Origin of the sequence: Aeromonas sp. FDAARGOS 1405 (genome assembly GCF_019048265.1) — a bacterium.
Lineage (GTDB): Bacteria > Pseudomonadota > Gammaproteobacteria > Enterobacterales > Aeromonadaceae > Aeromonas > Aeromonas veronii_A.
In genome coordinates this window covers 4,446,880-4,466,520 of record NZ_CP077311.1, presented here as the reverse complement: position 1 = coordinate 4,466,520, position 19,641 = coordinate 4,446,880, and the positions used below count along the sequence as shown (strand labels likewise).

18 protein-coding genes, 1 tRNA gene and 1 riboswitch are annotated in these 19,641 nt (G+C 58.5%); of the genes, 12 read left to right on the top strand and 7 right to left on the bottom strand.

Annotated features, from left to right (window positions below):
- The first annotated feature begins 42 nt into the window (after positions 1-42).
- Entirely contained in the window at positions 43-1,305 is a 1,263-nt protein-coding gene (locus I6L35_RS20365) for a DUF945 family protein (RefSeq protein WP_216979184.1), read from the top strand.
- A 79-nt stretch (positions 1,306-1,384) separates the two neighbouring features.
- Here the strand turns inward: I6L35_RS20365 and purU are convergent, their stop codons facing one another.
- On the bottom strand, positions 1,385-2,221 hold the full coding sequence (purU, locus tag I6L35_RS20360; protein WP_150997233.1) for a formyltetrahydrofolate deformylase: 837 nt from the start codon (positions 2,219-2,221) through the stop codon (positions 1,385-1,387).
- 259 nt (positions 2,222-2,480) lie between these two features.
- A riboswitch (FMN riboswitch) is annotated at positions 2,481-2,637 on the top strand.
- Between the two features lie 104 nt (positions 2,638-2,741).
- On the opposite strand from purU, the gene ribB reads away from it, so the two are divergent.
- Both ribB and I6L35_RS20350 read left to right on the top strand, forming a co-directional pair.
- The gene (gene ribB / locus I6L35_RS20355) at positions 2,742-3,395 is read left to right on the top strand and encodes a 3,4-dihydroxy-2-butanone-4-phosphate synthase (protein WP_064339774.1); all 654 of its coding nucleotides are present in this window, start codon (positions 2,742-2,744) and stop codon (positions 3,393-3,395) included.
- 225 nt (positions 3,396-3,620) lie between these two features.
- Positions 3,621-3,863 (top strand): Lpp/OprI family alanine-zipper lipoprotein, encoded by a 243-nt coding sequence (locus I6L35_RS20350; protein ID WP_005334342.1) that lies wholly within the window; start codon positions 3,621-3,623, stop codon positions 3,861-3,863.
- A 172-nt stretch (positions 3,864-4,035) separates the two neighbouring features.
- On the opposite strand, the gene I6L35_RS20345 is transcribed toward I6L35_RS20350, so the two are convergent.
- Positions 4,036-4,884, bottom strand: a complete 849-nt coding sequence (locus I6L35_RS20345; protein WP_064339775.1) for a tetratricopeptide repeat protein — start codon at positions 4,882-4,884, stop codon at positions 4,036-4,038.
- Positions 4,881-5,603, bottom strand: coding sequence for a 4'-phosphopantetheinyl transferase superfamily protein (locus I6L35_RS20340; protein WP_216979183.1), 723 nt, complete (start codon positions 5,601-5,603; stop codon positions 4,881-4,883). Before I6L35_RS20340 ends, I6L35_RS20345 begins: the two co-directional genes overlap by 4 nt.
- Before the next feature lie 275 nt (positions 5,604-5,878).
- Between I6L35_RS20340 and I6L35_RS20335 the strand changes: the two genes are divergently transcribed.
- The 4 genes from I6L35_RS20335 to I6L35_RS20320 all read left to right on the top strand — a co-directional run bounded on the left by I6L35_RS20335 (position 5,879) and on the right by I6L35_RS20320 (position 10,120).
- The gene (locus I6L35_RS20335; RefSeq protein WP_005334331.1) at positions 5,879-6,367 is read left to right on the top strand and encodes a C40 family peptidase; all 489 of its coding nucleotides are present in this window, start codon (positions 5,879-5,881) and stop codon (positions 6,365-6,367) included.
- Positions 6,368-6,515: 148 nt separating this feature from the next.
- On the top strand, positions 6,516-7,487 hold the full coding sequence (rlmF, locus tag I6L35_RS20330) for a 23S rRNA (adenine(1618)-N(6))-methyltransferase RlmF (protein ID WP_194495805.1): 972 nt from the start codon (positions 6,516-6,518) through the stop codon (positions 7,485-7,487).
- Between the two features lie 246 nt (positions 7,488-7,733).
- Positions 7,734-8,459 carry a MaoC family dehydratase gene (locus tag I6L35_RS20325; protein ID WP_019445964.1) on the top strand — a complete coding sequence of 242 codons (726 nt, stop codon included), beginning with the start codon at positions 7,734-7,736 and terminating at the stop codon, positions 8,457-8,459.
- Between the two features lie 245 nt (positions 8,460-8,704).
- Positions 8,705-10,120: a DASS family sodium-coupled anion symporter gene (locus I6L35_RS20320; protein ID WP_005353291.1), complete on the top strand. Its 1,416-nt coding sequence runs from the start codon at positions 8,705-8,707 to the stop codon at positions 10,118-10,120.
- Between the two features lie 66 nt (positions 10,121-10,186).
- Here the strand turns inward: I6L35_RS20320 and I6L35_RS20315 are convergent, their stop codons facing one another.
- Together I6L35_RS20315 and I6L35_RS20310 are read right to left on the bottom strand one after the other, a co-directional pair.
- Positions 10,187-11,176, bottom strand: coding sequence for a DUF481 domain-containing protein (locus tag I6L35_RS20315; protein WP_216979182.1), 990 nt, complete (start codon positions 11,174-11,176; stop codon positions 10,187-10,189).
- A gap of 39 nt (positions 11,177-11,215) precedes the next feature.
- Entirely contained in the window at positions 11,216-12,172 is a 957-nt protein-coding gene (locus I6L35_RS20310; RefSeq protein ID WP_216979181.1) for a L,D-transpeptidase family protein, read from the bottom strand.
- A gap of 391 nt (positions 12,173-12,563) precedes the next feature.
- On the opposite strand from I6L35_RS20310, the gene I6L35_RS20305 reads away from it, so the two are divergent.
- The 4 genes from I6L35_RS20305 to tsgA all read left to right on the top strand — a co-directional run bounded on the left by I6L35_RS20305 (position 12,564) and on the right by tsgA (position 15,846).
- Positions 12,564-12,653, top strand: a tRNA-Ser gene (locus I6L35_RS20305).
- Between the two features lie 365 nt (positions 12,654-13,018).
- On the top strand, positions 13,019-13,600 hold the full coding sequence (locus I6L35_RS20300; protein WP_216951707.1) for a DUF1349 domain-containing protein: 582 nt from the start codon (positions 13,019-13,021) through the stop codon (positions 13,598-13,600).
- A gap of 327 nt (positions 13,601-13,927) precedes the next feature.
- Positions 13,928-14,629, top strand: coding sequence for a purine-nucleoside phosphorylase (gene deoD / locus I6L35_RS20295; RefSeq protein WP_216951706.1), 702 nt, complete (start codon positions 13,928-13,930; stop codon positions 14,627-14,629).
- 53 nt (positions 14,630-14,682) lie between these two features.
- Positions 14,683-15,846, top strand: coding sequence for an MFS transporter TsgA (gene tsgA, locus I6L35_RS20290; RefSeq protein ID WP_216979180.1), 1,164 nt, complete (start codon positions 14,683-14,685; stop codon positions 15,844-15,846).
- Between the two features lie 97 nt (positions 15,847-15,943).
- Here tsgA and I6L35_RS20285 read toward each other — a convergent pair whose 3' ends face one another.
- Together I6L35_RS20285 and rimO are read right to left on the bottom strand one after the other, a co-directional pair.
- Positions 15,944-16,621 (bottom strand): Crp/Fnr family transcriptional regulator, encoded by a 678-nt coding sequence (locus tag I6L35_RS20285; protein WP_216979179.1) that lies wholly within the window; start codon positions 16,619-16,621, stop codon positions 15,944-15,946.
- A 163-nt stretch (positions 16,622-16,784) separates the two neighbouring features.
- Positions 16,785-18,113: a 30S ribosomal protein S12 methylthiotransferase RimO gene (gene rimO, locus I6L35_RS20280; protein ID WP_216979178.1), complete on the bottom strand. Its 1,329-nt coding sequence runs from the start codon at positions 18,111-18,113 to the stop codon at positions 16,785-16,787.
- A 292-nt stretch (positions 18,114-18,405) separates the two neighbouring features.
- On the opposite strand from rimO, the gene I6L35_RS20275 reads away from it, so the two are divergent.
- A complete protein-coding gene (locus I6L35_RS20275; RefSeq protein WP_216979177.1) occupies positions 18,406-19,530 on the top strand; it encodes an HD-GYP domain-containing protein in 1,125 nt (374 codons plus the stop codon).
- Positions 19,531-19,641: the final 111 nt, after the last annotated feature.

Here is a 19,641-nt window from a genome sequence, read left to right as displayed (position 1 = left end):
CCCGTAGAGTGCAGTGACAACTCCCTGGAGACACATGGATATATGAAAAAGATAGTGGCCCTCGCCGTGGGTACGGCACTGGTTGGTGGTGGTCTGGCCGCGTGCTGGTACACGGGCAGCAGTTTCGACAACATCATGGCGGAGCAGATCGCCAAGGTGGAGGACGAAACCGGCATCGACATGCAGTGGCTGCCGGGCAGCAGTAACCTCTTTACCCGTGATGGCATCCTGAAGGTGGTGATCACGCCCGAGGAGCTGGCCTCCATCGACAGCGAGCTGGAAGGCAGCCAGCCCATCGAGTTACAACTGCTGGTCAAGAGCCGGATCCTGCCGCTCTATATCAAGAGCCACTTCCAGCTTGATACCCATAATGGCACCCTGGCGCCAGTTTTCACCGCACTGGGCATGGAGCAGTGGCAACTTGGTCTGGAGTCGGCAACCAGCCTCTGGACCCAAGCCAACAGCAGCCGATTCTGGGCCAATGAGTTCAAGGTAAAACAGGGGCTGGACGAGTTCAGCTTCCTGCCTCTGAACGGCGAGTTTCACGGCAATCTGGAGGGCAGTGGTCACCTCACCATGACCTGGCAGGGGATGACGGTTCATGAAGAGCAGAGCAAGATGGACTTGGTGCTGGCCGACCTGAAAGGGAGTGCCGATGTTGCCGAGATCAGCGGCGTCTTTCTCTCTCCACAGAGCGAGATGAGTCTCTCCGCCCTCACGGTACAACTGCCTGACAGTGTTCGGGTTGCCCTGAAGGGGATGACGACCGAGACCCGTCTTACCGGCGATGATGCCCAGACTCTTTCCAGCAGCTATCAGATGAGCATTGCCAAGCTGGATCTGGAGAACGAGACCGACACCCTGGCGGTGACCGACAGCAAGTTGGCGCTCAACCTCAACGGTCTGGATCTGGAAGGGTATCAGGGGCTGCAGGCCGCTGGTGGCAAGGGAGTTGAAGATGCCGCTATTCAGCAGGCGCTGGATAAGATGCTCAAACGTGGCGCGACCCTTGAACTGGCCGATCTCAGCGCCAAGCTCAACGGTGAGGTGGTGACCATGAAGGGGGACGTGAAGCTGGCCTCCACCTCGCTGGAGCAGCTGTTCAACAGCGACACAGGGATGCAGGCCCTCAGCGGCGTGCTGCATGCCAGCCTCAGCGACAAGCTGGGCAAGGCGGTACCGCAATTGGCCCCCATGCTCGATCAGCTGACCCTCATGGGTTATCTGAAGGCCGATAAGCAAGCGCTGACCTCCGAGCTGAAGCTGGAGAAGGGCGCGGTGACAGTAAACGATCAGCCGCTCTGACACTCGGCGCAGAAACAACAACGGCTCCCATGGGAGCCGTTGTTGTTTCTGGTGTTTGTATACGAGCCATGTGAGCTGATTACTTGAAGACCACCGTCTTGTTGCCGTAGACGAACACACGCTCGTTCAGTACCAGCTCCAGCGCGCGGCTCAGCACCGATTTCTCCACATCCCGACCCGCCTTGGCCATGTCCTCCGCACTGAAGGCGTGACCGACGTGGATCACGTCCTGTTCGACGATGGGGCCTTCATCCAGATCGTCGGTCACGAAGTGGGCGGTAGCGCCGATCAGCTTGACGCCGCGATCAAACGCCTGCCGGTAGGGGCGGGCACCGATGAAGGCGGGCAGAAAGGAGTGGTGGATGTTGAGGATTTTGCGCGGATAGGCCTCAACGAAGCTCGGGGTCAGCACCCGCATGTACTTGGCCAGGATCACATAGTCAGGCTCATAGCTGTCGATGATGGTGCGTACCTGCTCTTCATGTTCGGTCCGGCTCAGATCCTCGTGACTGACGGTGTGGAACGGGATATCGAACTTGCCGGTGAGCTCGGCCAGGGTGTCGTAGTTGCCGATCACCGCAACGATATCCATATCCAGCGCGCCCGCGTAGTTCTTCATCAGAATATCGCCGAGGCAGTGAGTCTCTTTGGTCACCAGGATGACGATGCGCTTCTTGCCCGCCTTGACCAGACGGCGCTGGGCGCCGGTGGGCAGGGCATCATCGAGGTCGGCCAGCAGGGTCTCGTCGTTGAAGCGGCCTTCCAGCTCGGTACGCATAAAGAAGCGGCCATTCTCGTGATCCACAAACTCATCGTTCTTGATGATGTTGAGCTGGTGCTTGTAGCAGATGTTGGTGATCTTGGCGATGAGCCCTTTGGCATCCGGGCAATCCGTGAGCAGTATTTTCTTTTCCATCTCTGTCATTTTCCGTTTGTGGTGTTGGCGCTGCTGTCTGCGCCGGCTGCGTTGTTCAGGCTCTCTTTTCGGGCCCTGTTTTTTTGTTTCGGGAACTATGCCATAAACCGATCCGAGCCATAAAGAAATTCGCCAGTCATGGTCTTTCGCGCTGGCGAGCGGGCCGCAGAGCGGGATCCCGGGCGCAATGTTGAAACGCTTTTCAGCCTGCGGGGGATTTTGGCTGGTATCTGCAACCGTTTTTCTTTAGGCTGTCTGCGCTTATTCTCAGGGCGGGGTGCAATTCCCCACCGGCGGTATCCCGATTGACTCGGGGAGCCCGCGAGCGCCCGACTTGGCTGATTGCCAGGTCGGGGTCAGCAGATCCGGTGAGATGCCGGAGCCGACGGTCATAGTCCGGATGAAAGAGGATAAGACAGACCTTGCCGTGTTGGCCCTTGTGGGCTGGCCGCAGCATGCCCGTCTCTGTCTGCCTTTCCATGCCCTGATTCTGGTCCTTGTCTTGTTTAGGAGTTTTACCATGAATCAGTCTCTACTCAGTGAATTCGGTGATCCCGTTGCCCGTGTCGAAGCGGCCCTGTCTGCCTTGCGTGCCGGATGCGGCGTGCTGGTGGCCGACGATGAAGATCGGGAGAACGAGGGCGACCTCATTTTCGCCGCCGAATCCATGACCAATGAACAGATGGCGCTGATGATCCGCGAGTGCTCCGGCATCGTCTGCCTCTGCCTGCCCGACGAGCGGGTTCGCCAGCTCGAACTGCCGATGATGGTGGAGGCCAACTCCAGCCACTACCAGACCGCCTTTACCGTGACCATCGAAGCGGCGCAGGGGGTCACGACCGGTGTCTCGGCGGCTGATCGCATCACCACTATCCGTGCAGCCATCGCAGACGGCGCCAAACCGGGTGATCTGCACCGTCCGGGTCATGTTTTCCCGTTGCGTGCGCGAACCGGTGGGGTGCTTACCCGCCGGGGTCATACCGAAGCGACGGTCGATCTGATGCAGCTGGCTGGCCTCAAACCGTTTGGTGTGTTGTGTGAATTGACCAAAGAAGATGGCTCGATGGCGCGTCTGCCAGACCTGGTTGCGTTCGGTCGCAAGCACCAGATGCCGGTGCTGACCATCGAGGATCTGGTGCAATATCGTCAATTGTTGTCAGAACGTACAGCCTGAGCCTCATACGAAATTGTAATAAGGCAAAAATTTGGTTAACCTTTGTCCGTGCCCCCACCACACGGCACTCATTTTTTAGACGAATCTGGACAAAAACTGTTCATTCAAAAAAAAATGAGGGTTTTAATGCATTTATCTGTGGTGAGGGCTATGCAAAGTATTATTTTTTTGTGCCATAATCACGCCGCTTGCTAAACGTCTGGCGAGTTCAAGGGAGCTTTAAAAATGAAAAAATTGTTGTTGGTAGGTGTTGTTGGTCTGTCCGCTCTGCTGGGCGGTTGTGCAAACACCAGCGAACTGGAAACTTCCGTTCAGAATCTGTCTAACAAAGTTGACCAACTGGCTCAAGATGTTAGCGCAGTTCGTGCTGATCAGTCCAAAATCGCTGCTGATGTTGCCGAAGCCAAGCAAGAAGCTATGCGTGCTAACCAGCGCATCGACAACATGGCTACTTCCTACAAGAAGTAATCCATGCGAAAAAAATGGCGCAGTTTTGCGCCATTTTTTTTTGCCTGAAATTCACCGTATCTCCACTATTCCCACAGCAACTTATTTCCACAATACCTTCTTCGTACTTGACCCATGAGGTCATGCCGGTCTCCCGGCACTCCCCCATCATTACCAGCCAGTTCGATTCCTATCAGTAGAGCAGACTATAGAGTTTGCGACGGTAGCTCTGTGCCGCCGGTGTGCTGCCCATGGTCGCCAGAATATCGAGATAGGTCTTTCTGGCATCGCCGAATGCCAAATCCCGCTTGAGGATCTCCAGCAGTAGTCCCAACGCCTCTTCCTGACGACCAGCCTGGTTGTATTGCACCGCCAGCTCCTGAGTCAGGGCAAAATCATCAGGCTGTTCTGCATGGCGGGCTTCCAGCGCGCGCAGCTCCGGGCTGTCTGCCGCTTGCAGGGCCAGCGCCAGTCGTGAGCTCAGGGTATGGAAGTGGCCATCCTGCGCCGCCATCGGGATGGTGCCGAGGCGCTCCTGCGCTTCATCCAGCAGGTTGAGGTCGAGCGCAGCTTGAATGAGCCACAGGCTGATGTCGTGACGTTCAGGAGCCAGCTGGTGTGCCTTGGTCAGATGGGCATAGGCGATGCTGGGCTGCTCGTCAGCCAGTGCTTGTTGCCCCTTGGCCAGCAACTCTTCCTCTTCTTTGGGGGCGAAAGCGGCGAAATACTGGCGCAGGGTGGCTTCATCCTGCGGCCCTTCGATGATCCCCTGTTCGTCAGGGCGACCCTGATGGAACAGCACCAGCGCCGGCAGGGCGCGCAGGCCGAGCTGGCTGGCCAGCGGTTGCAGCTGGGGATCGTTCATATCCACCTTGGCCAGGGTGACCTGCTCATTGGCGGGCCCAACCAGTGATTCGATCAGCGGTGTCATCCCCTGGCACTCCGGCATCTGCGGAGCATGGAAATAGATGACGACCGGCTTCTTCATGGACGCATCGATAAGTTCAGCGTGAAAATTCTGGGGAGTAATGTCGACGATCATGAGTTGGACTCTTCAGAAAGGGTGTTGAGTAACATGGGGTTAAGCGAGTGGCAATTCAAGCGCTCATCCAGCCGGTAAAAGGTCACAGGGGCTGCCGCCGCCGCGAGACTTAGCCAGCCGCTGGCAAAGGGCCAATCCTGTACCTGATAAGGGGTGTCATCGAGCCGGTTGTCGAGTCGCCATTCTTCCTCCGGGAGAAACCGCACCTTCTCCAGCCCCGCCGCTATGCCGCCACCGTGGGCTTTCAGTACCGCCTCCTTGCGTGACCAGAGCCGGTAGAAGGCGCTCTCCTGCTCTTGAGCAGGCTGTGCGCAGAGCCACTCATATTCACTCTGTGCATAAAAGCGGCGGGCCAGGGGGAGGGGATGCCGCCGCCGTTTGCCCAGTTCTATATCCACTCCAAGCGGCCCCTGCGGGCAGAGCGCCAGCACCAGCCAGCTGCCACTGTGGCTCAGATTGAACTGCCAAGCATCATCATGCAGTCGGGGCTTGCCGTGGGGGCCGTTGCAAAATTGCAGAGTGGCGGCGGGTTGTTGCAGCCGCTCGGCCAATAGCTGGCGCAACAGGGCGCGGCTCACCAGATATTCCTGACGCCGTTCAGGATGGGTCATGGCTTGCCAGATATGCTGCTCATCGGTTGACAGCCATTCAGGCAATTGAGCAAGCAGCTCCTGGCATACCCTGGCCGGTTTTAACAAAAAAAGATCGGTTTCGATCATGATTTTTCACTTTAAAAAGGTGCTGAAGCAGGGATAAAAGCCAGTTATCTATGAGGCCTAAGGCTCTTTTTGCGATTGTATATTGTTTGGTCATGATCACATTAATTATGAAAAATCGTGCATTTTCTTGCAAAAATGTGAGCTTGATAGGGATTTTCACTTGCCTCGATAGAATTCTTGGATATAGTCGGGTGCTGTTGCCTTATAAATTGCCCTTTGGGGCCGTATTTTAACAAGATTTACTATTTAGCGGGGATAAAGGATTGCGCCACCTGATGCTACTGCTGGTCGCGCTCGGAATGGTGGGTTGTGCCTCGGCACCCCAACCCGAGGTCGCGAGCAAGATCGAAGTTTCCATGGTTGAACCTGTCATCGAACCGGAAGCTTCCCAGACACCCGATGTGAATGAAATCCTGACTGTATACAAAGAGTGGCGTGGTGTTCCTTACCGGATGGGTGGCAGCAGCCAGCGCGGTATCGACTGTTCCGCCTTTGCCCGTGAAGTGTTCCGCAATGCCGTCGGTATCGAATTACCCCGCGATACCCGCTCCCAAGTCCACGAAGGGACGCGCGTTTCCAAGCAGGATTTGGTCGAGGGTGACCTGGTCTTCTTCAAAATCAATCGTCGTCTCAACCACGTTGGTATCTATGTCGGCAATGGTGAATTCATCCACGCCTCGACCCGCGCCGGTGTGACGCGCTCCAAGTTGGATAGCCAATATTGGCGCAACAAGTTCTGGCAAGCTCGCCGGATCGATATCTGAGTCAGGCTGGACAAACGGCTCGCAGTACGGACTGTTTTTCCAACCTCACTTGAACCGGGCTCGATAGCCCGGTTTTTTATTGCCCTCGTTTAGACTTTCCCGAGTCAAATCACTATAGTGTGGGCCCGTTTTCTTCGGCAGGCTCAGCATGAAACCCCGCATCCCATCAGCCGGTGGCCCCAAGTCGGGCGACCGTAAATCCGGACTTCACTCCCGTAATCGCCATCAGGCGGGTTACGACTTTGAGGCGCTCTGCCTGCGAACTCCCGAATTGGCTGCCCACGTCTTTATCAATGACTACGGCACCCGCACAATCGATTTTGCCGATCCCGATGCAGTGAAGACCCTCAATCGCGCCCTGCTGGCCCATCACTACGGGATTGCCCACTGGGACTTGCCTGCCGGTTACCTCTGCCCGCCTATCCCGGGACGGGTGGACTACCTGCACTGGGCGGCCGACCTGCTGGCCGAGAGCGCAGGCCAGCTCCCTACCGGCAAGGGGGTGAGAGTGCTGGATATCGGGGTGGGGGCAAACTGTATCTATCCGCTGCTGGGGGCCCGCGAATATGGCTGGCGTTTTGTGGGATCGGATATCGATCCGGTCTCGGTCAAGGCGGCCACTTTGCTGGCCAAGAGCAACGGACTCGGCAACCAGATTGAGTGTCGTTTGCAGGGTAACCCCAACCATGTGTTTCGCGGCATTATAGGGCCGAAGGAGCGCTTCGCCCTGACGCTGTGCAATCCGCCGTTCCATGCGTCGCTGGAAGAGGCGAGTAAGGGGACGGAGCGCAAGCTGCGCAATCTGGGCAAGGAGGTGACAGGCGCCCCTGTGCTCAACTTCGGCGGCCAGAAGGCCGAGCTCTGGTGCGAAGGGGGCGAGGCGGCGTTTCTGGCCAACATGATTGCCCAGAGCAAGGAGTTTGCCACTCAGTGCCTCTGGTTCAGCTCGCTGGTGTCGAAAAAAGAGAACTTGCCGGGGGCGAAAAAGGCATTGAACCGGGTGGGGGCGCGTCAGGTACGGGTGATCGACATGGCACAGGGCAACAAGGTGAGCCGGATCCTCGCCTGGTCCTTTCTGGATGAAGAGGAATTGCGTCGCGGCTGGTCTAGCGCGCGCTGAGTCCCCACCACAAGGCCCGATGAGGGCCTTTTTTCATGATGAGCACCGCGAATTTTCCCTGCTGGCGGCATCTTTGGCAATCGATTTCCTCATTGGCAGATCGTGCTGGTTTGCATTGTGTAAGTAGTTACTTCCGCCTTGGTACAGGTGTACGCCGAGATTTTTTTTGCACTTACAGCTGAAACTTTAATAAAATAGGACTGGTTAGACCTCTTTACAGGCATTGAATCAAATAGGGATCGGTAGATGAAAGTTGTCGATTTTCTGAAGCGCAAGCGCGAAATTCTGGCGCAGCACCCCTTTGAGCTCAAGGATTGGCTCTCTCCGGCGATCCGCGACTACTGGCGTGAGTTTCAGCAAAAGGCACATCTTCACCCTTTGCTGGGTCGTGTGCTGGACTTGCAAGCCGAGTCCCAGAGCGAGCAACAACAGGATGCAGCAACCGTGGCACAAGTAGCCAACGGTCAGCCTGCCGTGGCTCAGGAACCCGCTGTTGAGCTGGGGGCCGAGGCGGCCGAGCTCTATGCCGCCCTGCAGGCCCGCATTGGTGAAGAGACCCATGTCGGCGAGTGGCTGCACGTCAGCCAGCAGATGATCGATCAGTTTGCTGCAGTGACCGGGGATCACCAGTGGATCCACACCGATCCGGAGCGTGCGGCCGCCGAGTCGCCTTTCAAGACCACCATCGCCCACGGCTTCCTGACCCTGGCGCTGCTGCCGCAGTTGACCGGCTCGGTCGATGAGGCCACCCCCGAGTTCCCGACCGCCCGCATGGTGGTGAACTTCGGGCTGGATCAGGTACGTTTCCCGTACCCCATCAAGGTGGACAGCAACATCCGCGCCCGCACCAAGCTGGCCCGGGTCACCCCCATCAAGGGTGGGCTGGAGTTGCTCAAAGAGATCAAGGTTGAGATCGAAGGGATCCGCCGCCCGGGTTGCGTCATCGAGTCGGTGACCCGCATCTACTTCTGAGCCCCCTCATCGGCATGAATGGTGAAACGGGCCCGCTGTCGTGTGCAACGAACAGCGGGCCCGTTTTTTTGCCTGTTTGTTGCAAGGGTTGAGGCGTCAGCCATAGTGCGCCGACCCCAGCTTGATATGACTCACAAAACGGTGCGCCGTGCAGTTAGCCAGCTCTCATTTTGGCGAGTTGGCCGCGTGAGGCGATAGCATTTTATGCCACTATTGGCTTCTTACTCCCGATCCTGGAGACAATAGTGCCCATCAATAACAAGATTATTCTGCCACTGCTGCTGAGCCTCACCATCCTGCTGATCCCGACCCACTGGATCCCGCTGGAGGGGATCACCGTCATCGAGCAGCGGGTCGTGGCTATTTTCGTGCTGGCCGCCCTCTGCTGGATCCTGGAGCCCATCCCTATCTTCGCCACCTCGGTGCTGATCATCGTGCTGGAGCTGCTGCTGCTCTCCGACAAGGGGCTCTGGTTCATGACTGCCGACAAGGCCGAACCGGGGTTTGGTGAGTTGCTCAAGTCGACTGAAGTGATGGCGACCTTTGCCTCGCCGGTCATCATGCTGTTTCTTGGTGGTTTTTTCCTCGCTATTGCGGCGACCAAATACCATCTGGACGTCAATCTGGCGCGGGTGTTGCTGCGCCCGTTTGGTCAGGATCCCCGGATCGTCATGCTGGGGCTGATGTTGATCACCGCCACCTTCTCCATGTTCATGAGCAATACCGCCACCACCGCCATGATGCTGGCCATCCTTACCCCAGTGCTGGCGGCGTTCCCCGACAAGGACCCGGCCAAAATCGGCTTTGTGCTGGCCATTCCGCTGGCGGCCAACCTCGGCGGGATCGGCACTCCCATCGGCACTCCGCCCAACGCAGTGGCCCTCAAATACCTGACCGGCGAGCATGCCATCTCGTTCGGTCAGTGGATGGGATTTGCGGTGCCCTTTGTGGTATTGCTGTTGCTGCTTGGCTGGTTCCTGCTGGGGCGCTTCTTCCCGAGCACCCTCAAGCGGATGGATCTCAAGATTGAGGGGCGTTTTATGCAGACCCCTCGCGCCTGGGTGGTCTACCTCACCTTTATCACCACCATAGTGCTCTGGCTACTGGGGGATCTGCACGGCATGAGCTCCTACGTGGTCGCCATGATCCCGGTAGCTGTGTTCCTGACCACCGGCATCATCACCAAGGACGATCTGCACAAGATCTCCCTCGACGTGCTCTGGCTGGTCTCGGGCGGTATCGCGCTGGGGCTGGCGCTGGAGGACTCCGGGTTGGCCGAGCGGCTCATCACCCATATTCCGTTCCACGAATACTCCACGCTGGCGGTGCTGGTCGGCGCCTGTCTGCTGGCAGTGGTGATGGCCAACTTCATGTCCAATACCGCAACCGCCAATCTGCTGCTGCCACTGGTGGCGGCACTGGCGGTCAGCATGCCGGAGCTGGCCGAGTGGGGCGGCAGTCATACCCTGATCCTGGCGGTTACCATCTCGGTTTCGCTTGGGATGTCGCTGCCCATCAGTACCCCGCCCAATGCGCTGGCCCACGCCACCGGTCTGGTGGAGAGTCACCAGATGGTGCGCATCGGCGTCATCATGGGGTTGGTTGGCACCCTGCTGGCGATGGTATGGATCTACCAGATTGCCGCTTGGGGGCTGATCTAGCGAGCCTGTCTGCCTGAAGCAAAGAGGAGCCGATATGGCTCCTCTTTGCGTGTTGGGGAGCCGAGGCTAGAAACTGGCACCAAGGCTGAGCAGGTGTCTTAGTTCGCTCTCCCGGGGGGCCGGGCTGCCTGTGTCGACAAGGATGTCAGCATCTTCCCAATCCAGCTCACTCGACCAGGAGAGGCGCAGATGGTCGTTGAAATAGTAGCGCAATCCTATGCTGCCTTTCAGATCCTGATTACGGGTGAAATAGGGGGAGGCTTGTGCCAGATATTTCAGATAGCGCCCCTGGCTGAACAGCTCCATTTTCTCCTGCCAGAGGGAGAAAGGTTGGCGATAATCCCAGTTAAAACCGGCGAAGGGGTAGTCAATGACCCGTTCACCCAGAAAAATCTTGGGAACCTCGCTATCTTCACGGAAGTAGAGTCGGCTTAATCCCCCTTGGGCCATCAGCTCCAGTCGGCGGCGTTTGTCGTTCCAGAAGCGGTAGCCAGGCCCCGAGCCATAGTCCATATAGAGATAGCGATCTTTATCCAGCATGTCATATTCGGCATCGAGTGAGGTGCGCAAGAACCACTGCTGGTTGAAGAAGTAGTCCAGCGTAGGGTTGAGCTGATAATCATGGCTGTCGGTGACGTTGTCAGCGGTCTCATAGGTATATTCACCGGAGAAGCTGTAACGCCAGTCCAGATTGGCCAGCTCGCTTTTCCACTTGAGGTTGACGTTGTTGGTCTGCTTGTCATTCTGTTTGAGTTTGACATTGAGATCGCCGCTGCCGGTCCAGAGCCAGGCGTTGCGTTCATCCTGGTCATCCTCGAACAGCTTGAGCCCACCCTTTGCCGTTGCCTTGGGTTTGTCCTCTTTATCGATGCGCCAGCGTTTGATGGCCTCCCGCTGGACGGTGACTGCGCCACTGTAGGGCAGGGCGATGCGCACCGACTGTTCGGTCACCTCCTCGATGTTACCGGTCAGACGATCGCCATTGTTCATCCAGAGAATGTCCTTGGCCCACAAGGAGTGACAGGCCAACAGGAGTAGGAGGGGCAGGAATTTCATGAGGTAAGGTGACTCCGGTGCGACTCGGGCGCTGGTGACTTAGCCACTGACAAGTTGGCTGCTGATGGGGCGGGGCAGGCCGTTTTTGCTCTCCAGCGCCGCCGTCACCTCATCCTGCATCACGTCAGGTGCACTGATAAAGCTCTCTATGGCCGGAGATAGCACCAGCGGGGCGCCATTTTCAAGCTCCTCTTCGGTGCGGGAGAGCGGGGAGTGTACCTCCAGCCAGCGCCGACCATCCGGTTCGATGGCGACCTTGACCGGTTGATTGATGACCCGTACCGGCGTGCCGATCGGCACAATCTTGAACAGGGCCTCAATATCGTCAGGTCGCAGCCGGATGCAGCCTGCACTTACCCGCAGGCCAACGCCAAAATCCTTGTTGGTGCCGTGGATCAGGTAGTCGCGCTTGCCATAGCCAAGGCGCATGGCGAACTTGCCGAGGGGATTCTCCGGGCCGGGGGGCACCACGGCGGGCAGGGTGATCCCTTTTTGCTCCAGCCAGGATTTGCGCACCATGGGGCCGGGAACCCAGGTCGGGTTGGGATTCTTCTCGATGACGGTGGTGGTCATCTCGGGTGTTTCGCGGCCGATATCGCCAATCCCGATGGGCAGCACGATGACCTCGTTCTTCCCTTTGGGGAAGTAGTAGAGGCGCAGTTCGGGCAGATTGATGACGATCCCCTCGCGAGGCACATCAGGCAGCAGCATCTGGGTGGGCAGCGTCAAGCGGGTGCCCGGCTTGGGTAAATAGGGGTCTACACCCGGATTTGCTTCAAGCAGCGCCAAAAATCCAATTTGTGTATTTTTGCCAACCAGCTCCAGATGTTCATTCTGCTGGATGATGTAATCCTCCAGCTCACCGATTAGGCGACTCCCGGCAGGTGGCAGCGGGTAGCGTTTGGCCTCTGCCGGCGTGGCGCAGAGCAGGATCGCTGCCAGCAGCAGGGAAAGGGCGGGCGTTATGGAGAGGGGTATGAGTTTCGGCAATCGCATAAGGAGATCCATCAGTTCAATCGGGGCGGAACATCATCAACACAGCCGCCAGGATGGCGCGATTGTTCCTCAATCAGCCCATGATTACCAGCTTGCCGCGCACCCGCAATGATTTGGGGATACATAGGAAACCAGCCAAAATCGGCATCACCCATAAATTTGAGTGCCAAGCAGGAAAAAGAGGCGCCTGATGGCAATGGGGGAATATCACGACGTGGATAATGGCCGGGTGTGCGAGCGGGTGGATACAGAGCCATACAAGAGTGGCCTCGCAACGCAGGCCGTGCGTGAAGCATTGTGAGCCTGCTCTCAGATAGCTGATTCAGCCATTTGATATATAAGAAATTTATGTTGCATCCTCGGCCCAGCTTGGGTAAAACTCTCTCCCCACGGAGAGATGCCGGAGTGGCCGAACGGGATTGACTCGAAATCAATTGTGGCAGCAATGCCACCCAGGGTTCGAATCCCTGTCTCTCCGCCACATACCAAGCCCAAGCAATTAAATTGCTTGGGCTTTTTCGTTTCGTGTGATGCCTGATATGCCATCTGATGTTGGCGGGCTTGAAGCGTACCCTCTATCGACCACCTGTTAGTCGACTCGAGCCCATATCGAGGTATCTTATCGTCGTGCAATAGGGGCCCCCTTTTACTTGCCCGATCGCCTATCGGTTGCAAGGTTGGCCCCAACGGCTTGCTCGCCAGTCATGATGGCGACACAATAGAGTCCCTTTGGCTGGCCGCTCGCAGCTGGGGCTCGTTGCCGAATGACCAGCGATAGTATGAGCGCGCCCGAGAGTTATGGGCCGGTGACAGCGGGAAACATGGCGAGAACAGGAGCAAAAGAGGATGAGGGAAGGGCTTGAATGGTGCTGGCTCAATGAACCGGCCGAATGGCACAAAACAAGCGACGGCTTGCTGGTGGTAACGGACAAGCAGACCGATTTTTGGCGCAGCACCTGGTATGGTTTCGAGCGCCACAGTGGGCATCTCTATGGCTGTGAGGTCGAGGGTGAATTTACCTTTCAGGTCTGTGTCGAAGGGGAGTTCACCACCCTCTACGATCAGGCGGGGTTGATGTTGCTGCAAGACGAGGCGCACTGGCTCAAAGCAGGGATAGAGTACAACGATGCCCAACCGATGATCGGCAGCGTGCTCACCAATCTGCGATCTGACTGGGCCACCGGTATTTTCAGCGGCAATCCGCGCCGTTTCTGGCTGCGCCTGACCCGGCTGGCCGATTGTCTGCGTCTGCAATACTCCACCGATGGCGAGGTGTGGCCACTGCTGCGGCTCGCTCCGTTCCCGCCAGGCGAGCGCTGCTTTATCGGAGTGATGTGCTGCACCCCCGAGCGACAGGGGTTGGTGGTGCGTTTTTCGGATCTGCGCCTCACGCCGCCCCTTGGCAAGGCACTGCATGATTTGAGCTAGCCAGCCCATGGCTGGCATTGCGTGTCAACCGGCAGAGTGAACAATGCTGTCGGCCTGTAGCGTCATTCGCAGGGCCTACCGAGCGGGAGGGGCGTTGCCCTCCCGCTTTTTTACACCGGTAGGTCGGGAATGGCCGGTGGCTGTGATGGGCAAGCCTTGGCAAGCAACGTCGAAAAGCATGCGGTATGCGATGTAGCAGACAACAAGTTACCGGAACTGGGATCTCGATCGGGACAACAGGACTTTTGTCCTGCAAGGGGAGGTGGGGTGGCGGCTAGGATGGCCACATCAAAACAATAAAACGAGTCAAACTGGAGCACAACAACCATGACCGCTCATATCAATGCCAACCCAGGCGATTTCGCCGAGACCGTCATTATGCCGGGGGACCCGCTGCGGGCCCGCTATATCGCCGAGACCTTTCTGACCAATGCACGCGAGGTGACCAATGTGCGCAATATGCTGGGCTACACCGGCTATTACAACGGCCAGCGTATCTCGGTGATGGGCCACGGCATGGGGATCCCCTCCATGGTGCTCTACGCCCACGAGCTGGTGAACGACTTCGGGGTCAAGCGGATCATCCGCATCGGCAGTCTGGGAGCGACCCAGCGCCACGTGCAGATGCGCGACGTCATTCTGGCGCAGGCGGCGGGCACAGATTCCCCGACCAATGCCAAGCGCAGCGCCGGTTACCAGATGGCGACCTCGGCCGACTTTGCCCTGCTGCACAAGGCGTACACCCAGGCGCAGGAGAAGGGCATTCCGGTCAAGGTGGGCAATATCTTCACCGGCGATCTCTATTACGATCCGGATGAAAACCTCATTCCGGCGCTGGAGAAGTTCGGCGTGCTCGGCATCGACATGGAGGTGGCCGGTCTCTACGGGCTGGCCCATCAGCAGGGGATCGAGGCGCTCGCCATCCTGACCGTCTCCGACCACTGCCTGACCGGTGAAGAGACCACTGCCGAGGAGCGGCAACTCTCCTTCAACCAGATGATCGAGCTGGCGCTGCACACCGCGCTGTAAGCGCCGCGGCCCGCCCAACCCTGCACGCACCCTGACCCCAAGAGAGATCCAATATGAACAATAAGCTCTCCCTCACTGCCATCAGCTTCTTGGCCAACTTCGTGATGGCCGGTTTTGCGACCCAGTTCGGCATGCTGATCGACCCCATCGCCGCCAAGTTCGGCGCCGACGTCAATCAGGTGGCCTCCATCTTCTCCCTGCTCAACGGCGGGGCGCTGGCGGGCACCATTGCCGCCTTCTTCCTCATCGAGAAGGTGGGCCTCAAGCGGATGACGCTGCTCTGCTACGGCCTGATCGCGCTGGCGGCGGCTTCGCTTCATCTGACCGGCTCGCTCTATGTGGTGATGGCGGCCATGACGGTGATTGGCCTGTGCGGTGGGGTGGGACTCTGCATTGCAGGGACGCTGGTGGTGAGCGTCTGGCAGGCGCGGATGCAGAGCACCATGCTGGTGGTGCAGGATGCCACCTTCAACGTGGCCGGGGTGGTCTTCCCGCTTGTCACCACCTATACGCTCACTCACGCCATGGCGTGGAGCTGGAGCTATCTGGCGGTGGGCGTGGTGGCACTGGCGACCATGCTGGTGGCGGTGCTGACCAACTTCCGCAGCTGTGAGGCGGGCGGCGAGAGCGCCGGCAACGAGCACTCGGAGTGGAACCTCGGCATCATCAGCGGCGGGGTGGGGCTCTTTCTCGGCATGCTGGCGCTCTACACCTTCCTCACCTGGGCGCCCATGTTCGTGAAGAACAAGTTCGGCATCCCCTTCGAGGAGGCGGGCAATATCATCACCCAATACTGGACGGCTGCCCTGCTCGGCGCGCTGGTCTCGACCGCCATCGTGACCCGCGTTGCGATCCGCACCTTCCTCTTGGTGATCATCACGCTGGCGATGGGGATGACGGCGCTTATTGTCACCACCGACAACCTGAGCCAGCTGCCATACCTCACCTATGGTTACGGCTTTGTCTGCGCGGCGCTCTACAACGCCTTTATCGCCTACGGGGTGTCGTTTGTGCGGCAGGCATCGAGCAAGAACGTCTCCTACATCCTTATCAGCGGCAGCGCGGGGGCCATGTTCAGCCCGGCCATCAGCGCCCTGCTGGAGCAGGTGATCGGTCTGCAGGCGGTGATGTACGCCATCCCGCTTATCTACGGCGTGATCCTCGCCATGCTGGTGGCGTCGCTGCGCATGGCCCGGCCCCAGCCTTGTCTGGCCTGAGCGGGAGAGTAAACAGCAAGAGGGGCGGTATCGACCGCCCCTCTTTTTTGTTGCTGTTCCGCTTGTTGCTGTTCAGGCGGCGACTGATACCCGCGACTTATGGCTGCTCCAGAAAGGCCCTGAGCCCCGCCAGATCGCGGATCTGCAACCCCTCCTCACCGCGCTCCACCAGTCCCTTGTCCATCAGCTCTTTCACCGCCCGCCGGTAGACCCGGTCGGTCGTGCCGAAGCGTTCCGCCTCCTGATACCCCTTGCGAAAGCCGCTCACCGGGTTGTCGTGGCAGTGGCTGTGATAGAGGTCGAGGGCGATGTTGTAGCTGATGGGGTAGAGCATCCGGCAGGTGAAGATATCCACCGTGTCCTGATAGTCGATGGCAATGGCGGTGGCAAAGAAGAGCGCCACCTTGGGGTGGGCGACCAGCGCCTGCTCCAGCTGCTCGCCGTCGATGCGGGCCACTTCCAGCGGCTCCTCGGCAATGATGTCGAGCTGGCAGCGGTAGCCGGTGAAGAACTCCATCTCGCCAAACAGCTGGTTGTCGCACTCAAGCGTGCCGAGCTGAAAGCGGCGGCCATTCATGGCGGTGTGGCCCATGGCGATGAGGCCATTCGGCACCAGCACCAGATCCCGCAATAGCTCCCCCTGACGCATCAGGGGCTCCCCCTCGGGGATCAGGCGCCGCTCAGTGATGCAGGAGATGACCACCTGTTCGATGAGATCATGGCTGGCCTGCCAGTGGGGCTGAAAGCGCCCCTTGAGAAGGGGTTTGAGTTGCATGGGGTTTCGAGTCGTCGCCAAACACAAACGACTATTACACACCCTTGCATACGGATATGCCAGTTTTGTACCGCAAAGTGGGGCTTACAGGTGTAGAAGTACAATTTGGAAGCATAAAAAAGCGCCCGAAGGCGCTTTTTCATTGAGCGGTGGTCAGCAACGATTAGCCAATCAGGCTGGCCCACAGGTCATATTCGTCGGATTCGTCGATCCGCACCTTGACCATGTCGCCCGGCTTGAGGCCGGTTTCGCCGTTGAGGTAGACCAGACCGTCGATCTCCGGCGCATCGGCAAAGGAGCGGCCAGTGGCGCCCTCTTCGTCCACTTCGTCGATGATGATGGTCATCTCCTGACCCACTTTACGGGCCAGTTTACGGATGGAGACCTGCTGTTGCAGCTCCATAAAGCGCTGGAAGCGCTCTTCCTGAATCTCTTCCGGTACCGGATCCGGCAGCTCGTTGGCCAGCGCCCCTTCGACCGGGCTGTATTTGAAGCAGCCGACCCGATCCAGCTCCGCCTTGTCGATAAAGTCCAGCAGCATCTGGAAATCTTCCTCGGTCTCGCCCGGGAAGCCGACGATAAAGGTGGAGCGCAGGGTGATCTGCGGGCAGATCTCGCGCCACTTCTGGATCCGCTCCAGAGTACGCTCAACCGTACCCGGGCGCTTCATCAGTTTGAGGATGCGCGGGCTGGCGTGCTGCAGCGGGATGTCGAGGTAGGGCAGGATCTTGCCATCGCGCATCAGCGGGATGACGTCATCTACGTGCGGGTAGGGGTAGACGTAGTGCAGGCGCACCCAGATGTCGAGCTTGGCCAGCTCTTCGCACAGGGCGACCATGCTGGTCTTGACCGGCATGCCGTCGTAGAAACCGGTGCGGTGCTTCACATCGACGCCGTAGGCGGAGGTGTCCTGGGAGATCACCAGCAGCTCCTTCACGCCGGCCTCTTTCAGGCGCTTGGCTTCTGCCAGCACGTCGCCGATGGGGCGGCTCACCAGATCCCCGCGCATGGAGGGGATGATGCAGAAGGTGCAGCGGTGGTTGCAACCCTCGGAAATCTTCAGATAGGCGTAGTGGCGCGGGGTCAGCTTGACGCCGTGGGCCGGTACCAGACTGGTGAAGGGGTTGTGCTGCGGCTTCTCCACATATTTGTGGACGTGACCCAGCACCTCTTCATAGGCGTGGGGGCCGGTGATCTCGAGCACCTTGGGATGGATCTCGCGGATCTGGTTCTCTTTGGCACCCAAGCAGCCGGTGACGATCACCTTGCCATTCTCGGCCAGCGCTTCGCCGATCGCTTCCAGCGACTCTTGCACCGCGCTGTCGATAAAGCCGCAGGTGTTGACGACGACCAGCTCGGCATCGTCATAGCTGGGCACCACATCGTACCCTTCGGTACGCAGCTGGGTCAGGATGCGCTCGGAATCGACCAGGTTTTTGGGGCAACCCAAGGAGACGAATCCTACTTTGGGGGCCTGTTTTGTGTTGGACATCGCTCAATCACTCTTAGGTGGCTCTTCTTTAAGGGCGCGGATTTTACCGGAATGGTTAACCAAAAACTATACAGCCAGCATGGCAGAACCGAACAATATCTCCGACCAGGCAAGATTGGGCCGCACCAACAGTCGTTAATGGCGCGCCCTTGATAGGGCTATTGCCTCTGCCGTGCGGGCTTGTTGTGGGGACGCTGCTTTGTTGATTTTCCTCTCAATATTGATCTGGTGACAGAGAGGAGAGCACCGGGAGTCACTATACTCCCGGTACGGGAACCCGTTGGAGAAGGCGATGGAAAGTTCATTTGGCGAAAAAATGCAGAGCGTACATGCCACGCTCAGGCAGCGCTTTGACAAGCTGAGTCGGGTGGCCATCGCGATTTACGATCCCCATACCGATCAGCTCAAGACCTTTGCCCACAGCACCGAGGGGCCCTCGCCACTGGTGCAATATGAGGTGAAGCTGAGCGATGTTCCCTCCCTGAGTTATCTGGCGGAGCACAAGCAGCCCCGGGTGCTCGGCAATCTGGATGCCCTGCGTGGCTCTGCATCGGAGCACAGCCGCAAGGTGCTGGAGGCGGGCTATGCCTCCAGCTATACCGAGCCGCTGCTGTTCAACAGCAAGCTGTTTGGTTTTCTGTTTTGCGATGCCATGGAGCCGGGATACTTCGAGGAGCCGATCCGCAGCGAGCTGTCGGCCTATGCCCAGGCGCTCTCGGCCATCATTGCGGTGGAGTTTTTCTCCATCCAGACCCTTGGCGGCGCGCTGACCACGGCGCGGGAGTTCAGCCGCTATCGGGATGAGGAGACCGCCAACCATCTGCACCGGATGTCGGCCTACTCTCGGCTGATTGCCAAGACGCTGGCCCCGACTTGCGGGCTGAGCGATGAGGAGGTGGAGTTTATCTACCTCTTCTCCGAGCTGCACGACATCGGCAAGATCGCGGTGCCGGATGCCATTTTGCTCAAGCCGGGCAAGCTGACGCCGGAAGAGTTCGAGATCATGAAGATCCACCCCGGCAAGGGACGGGAGATGATCAGCCTGATGATCAACGAGTTTGGTCTCGATGGCATTCATCACACTGACATGCTGACTAATATCATCGCCAGCCATCACGAACGCTTTGACGGCACCGGCTATCCGCTGGGGCTGGCGGGAGAGGCGATCCCGCTGGCGGCGCGCATCGTGACGGTGGCCGATGTGTTTGATGCCTTGACCAGCGAGCGCCCCTACAAGAAGGCATGGCCGTTCGAGACGGCGTTTGCCTATCTGGAGGAGCATGCCGGCAGCCAGTTTGATCCCGCCTGTGTCGCCGCAGCCCTGCACAACAAGGCCGAGTTTTATGCCATCTATCAGCAGTATCAGGATCCGGCCTGCACTCCGAGTGTGCCGGCCAGCGGCGCCGAGCCGGGTTGAGCGCGTGTGATGAGCTTAAGGGGCAATACGGCGGATCAAGCATGAATGAAAAGCGTAACAAGAGAAGGGGCACCAGCTGGTGCCCCCTCTCTTTTATGCGCCTCTCGATTC

Bases quoted from the DNA above. Each gene is read 5' to 3' on its own strand.
- I6L35_RS20315 (WP_216979182.1), bottom strand. From the start codon at position 11,176: ATGAAATTCCTGCCCCTCCTACTCCTGTTGGCCTGTCACTCCTTGTGG.
- I6L35_RS20365 (WP_216979184.1), top strand. From the start codon at position 43: ATGAAAAAGATAGTGGCCCTCGCCGTGGGTACGGCACTGGTTGGTGGT.
- I6L35_RS20335 (WP_005334331.1), top strand. From the start codon at position 5,879: ATGCTACTGCTGGTCGCGCTCGGAATGGTGGGTTGTGCCTCGGCACCC.
- rlmF (WP_194495805.1), top strand. From the start codon at position 6,516: ATGAAACCCCGCATCCCATCAGCCGGTGGCCCCAAGTCGGGCGACCGT.
- I6L35_RS20325 (WP_019445964.1), top strand. From the start codon at position 7,734: ATGAAAGTTGTCGATTTTCTGAAGCGCAAGCGCGAAATTCTGGCGCAG.
- I6L35_RS20340 (WP_216979183.1), bottom strand. From the start codon at position 5,603: ATGATCGAAACCGATCTTTTTTTGTTAAAACCGGCCAGGGTATGCCAG.
- ribB (WP_064339774.1), top strand. From the start codon at position 2,742: ATGAATCAGTCTCTACTCAGTGAATTCGGTGATCCCGTTGCCCGTGTC.
- I6L35_RS20285 (WP_216979179.1), bottom strand. From the start codon at position 16,621: ATGCAACTCAAACCCCTTCTCAAGGGGCGCTTTCAGCCCCACTGGCAG.
- I6L35_RS20350 (WP_005334342.1), top strand. From the start codon at position 3,621: ATGAAAAAATTGTTGTTGGTAGGTGTTGTTGGTCTGTCCGCTCTGCTG.
- deoD (WP_216951706.1), top strand. From the start codon at position 13,928: ATGACCGCTCATATCAATGCCAACCCAGGCGATTTCGCCGAGACCGTC.
- I6L35_RS20300 (WP_216951707.1), top strand. From the start codon at position 13,019: ATGAGGGAAGGGCTTGAATGGTGCTGGCTCAATGAACCGGCCGAATGG.
- I6L35_RS20275 (WP_216979177.1), top strand. From the start codon at position 18,406: ATGGAAAGTTCATTTGGCGAAAAAATGCAGAGCGTACATGCCACGCTC.
- rimO (WP_216979178.1), bottom strand. From the start codon at position 18,113: ATGTCCAACACAAAACAGGCCCCCAAAGTAGGATTCGTCTCCTTGGGT.
- purU (WP_150997233.1), bottom strand. From the start codon at position 2,221: ATGGAAAAGAAAATACTGCTCACGGATTGCCCGGATGCCAAAGGGCTC.
- I6L35_RS20310 (WP_216979181.1), bottom strand. From the start codon at position 12,172: ATGCGATTGCCGAAACTCATACCCCTCTCCATAACGCCCGCCCTTTCC.
- I6L35_RS20345 (WP_064339775.1), bottom strand. From the start codon at position 4,884: ATGATCGTCGACATTACTCCCCAGAATTTTCACGCTGAACTTATCGAT.
- tsgA (WP_216979180.1), top strand. From the start codon at position 14,683: ATGAACAATAAGCTCTCCCTCACTGCCATCAGCTTCTTGGCCAACTTC.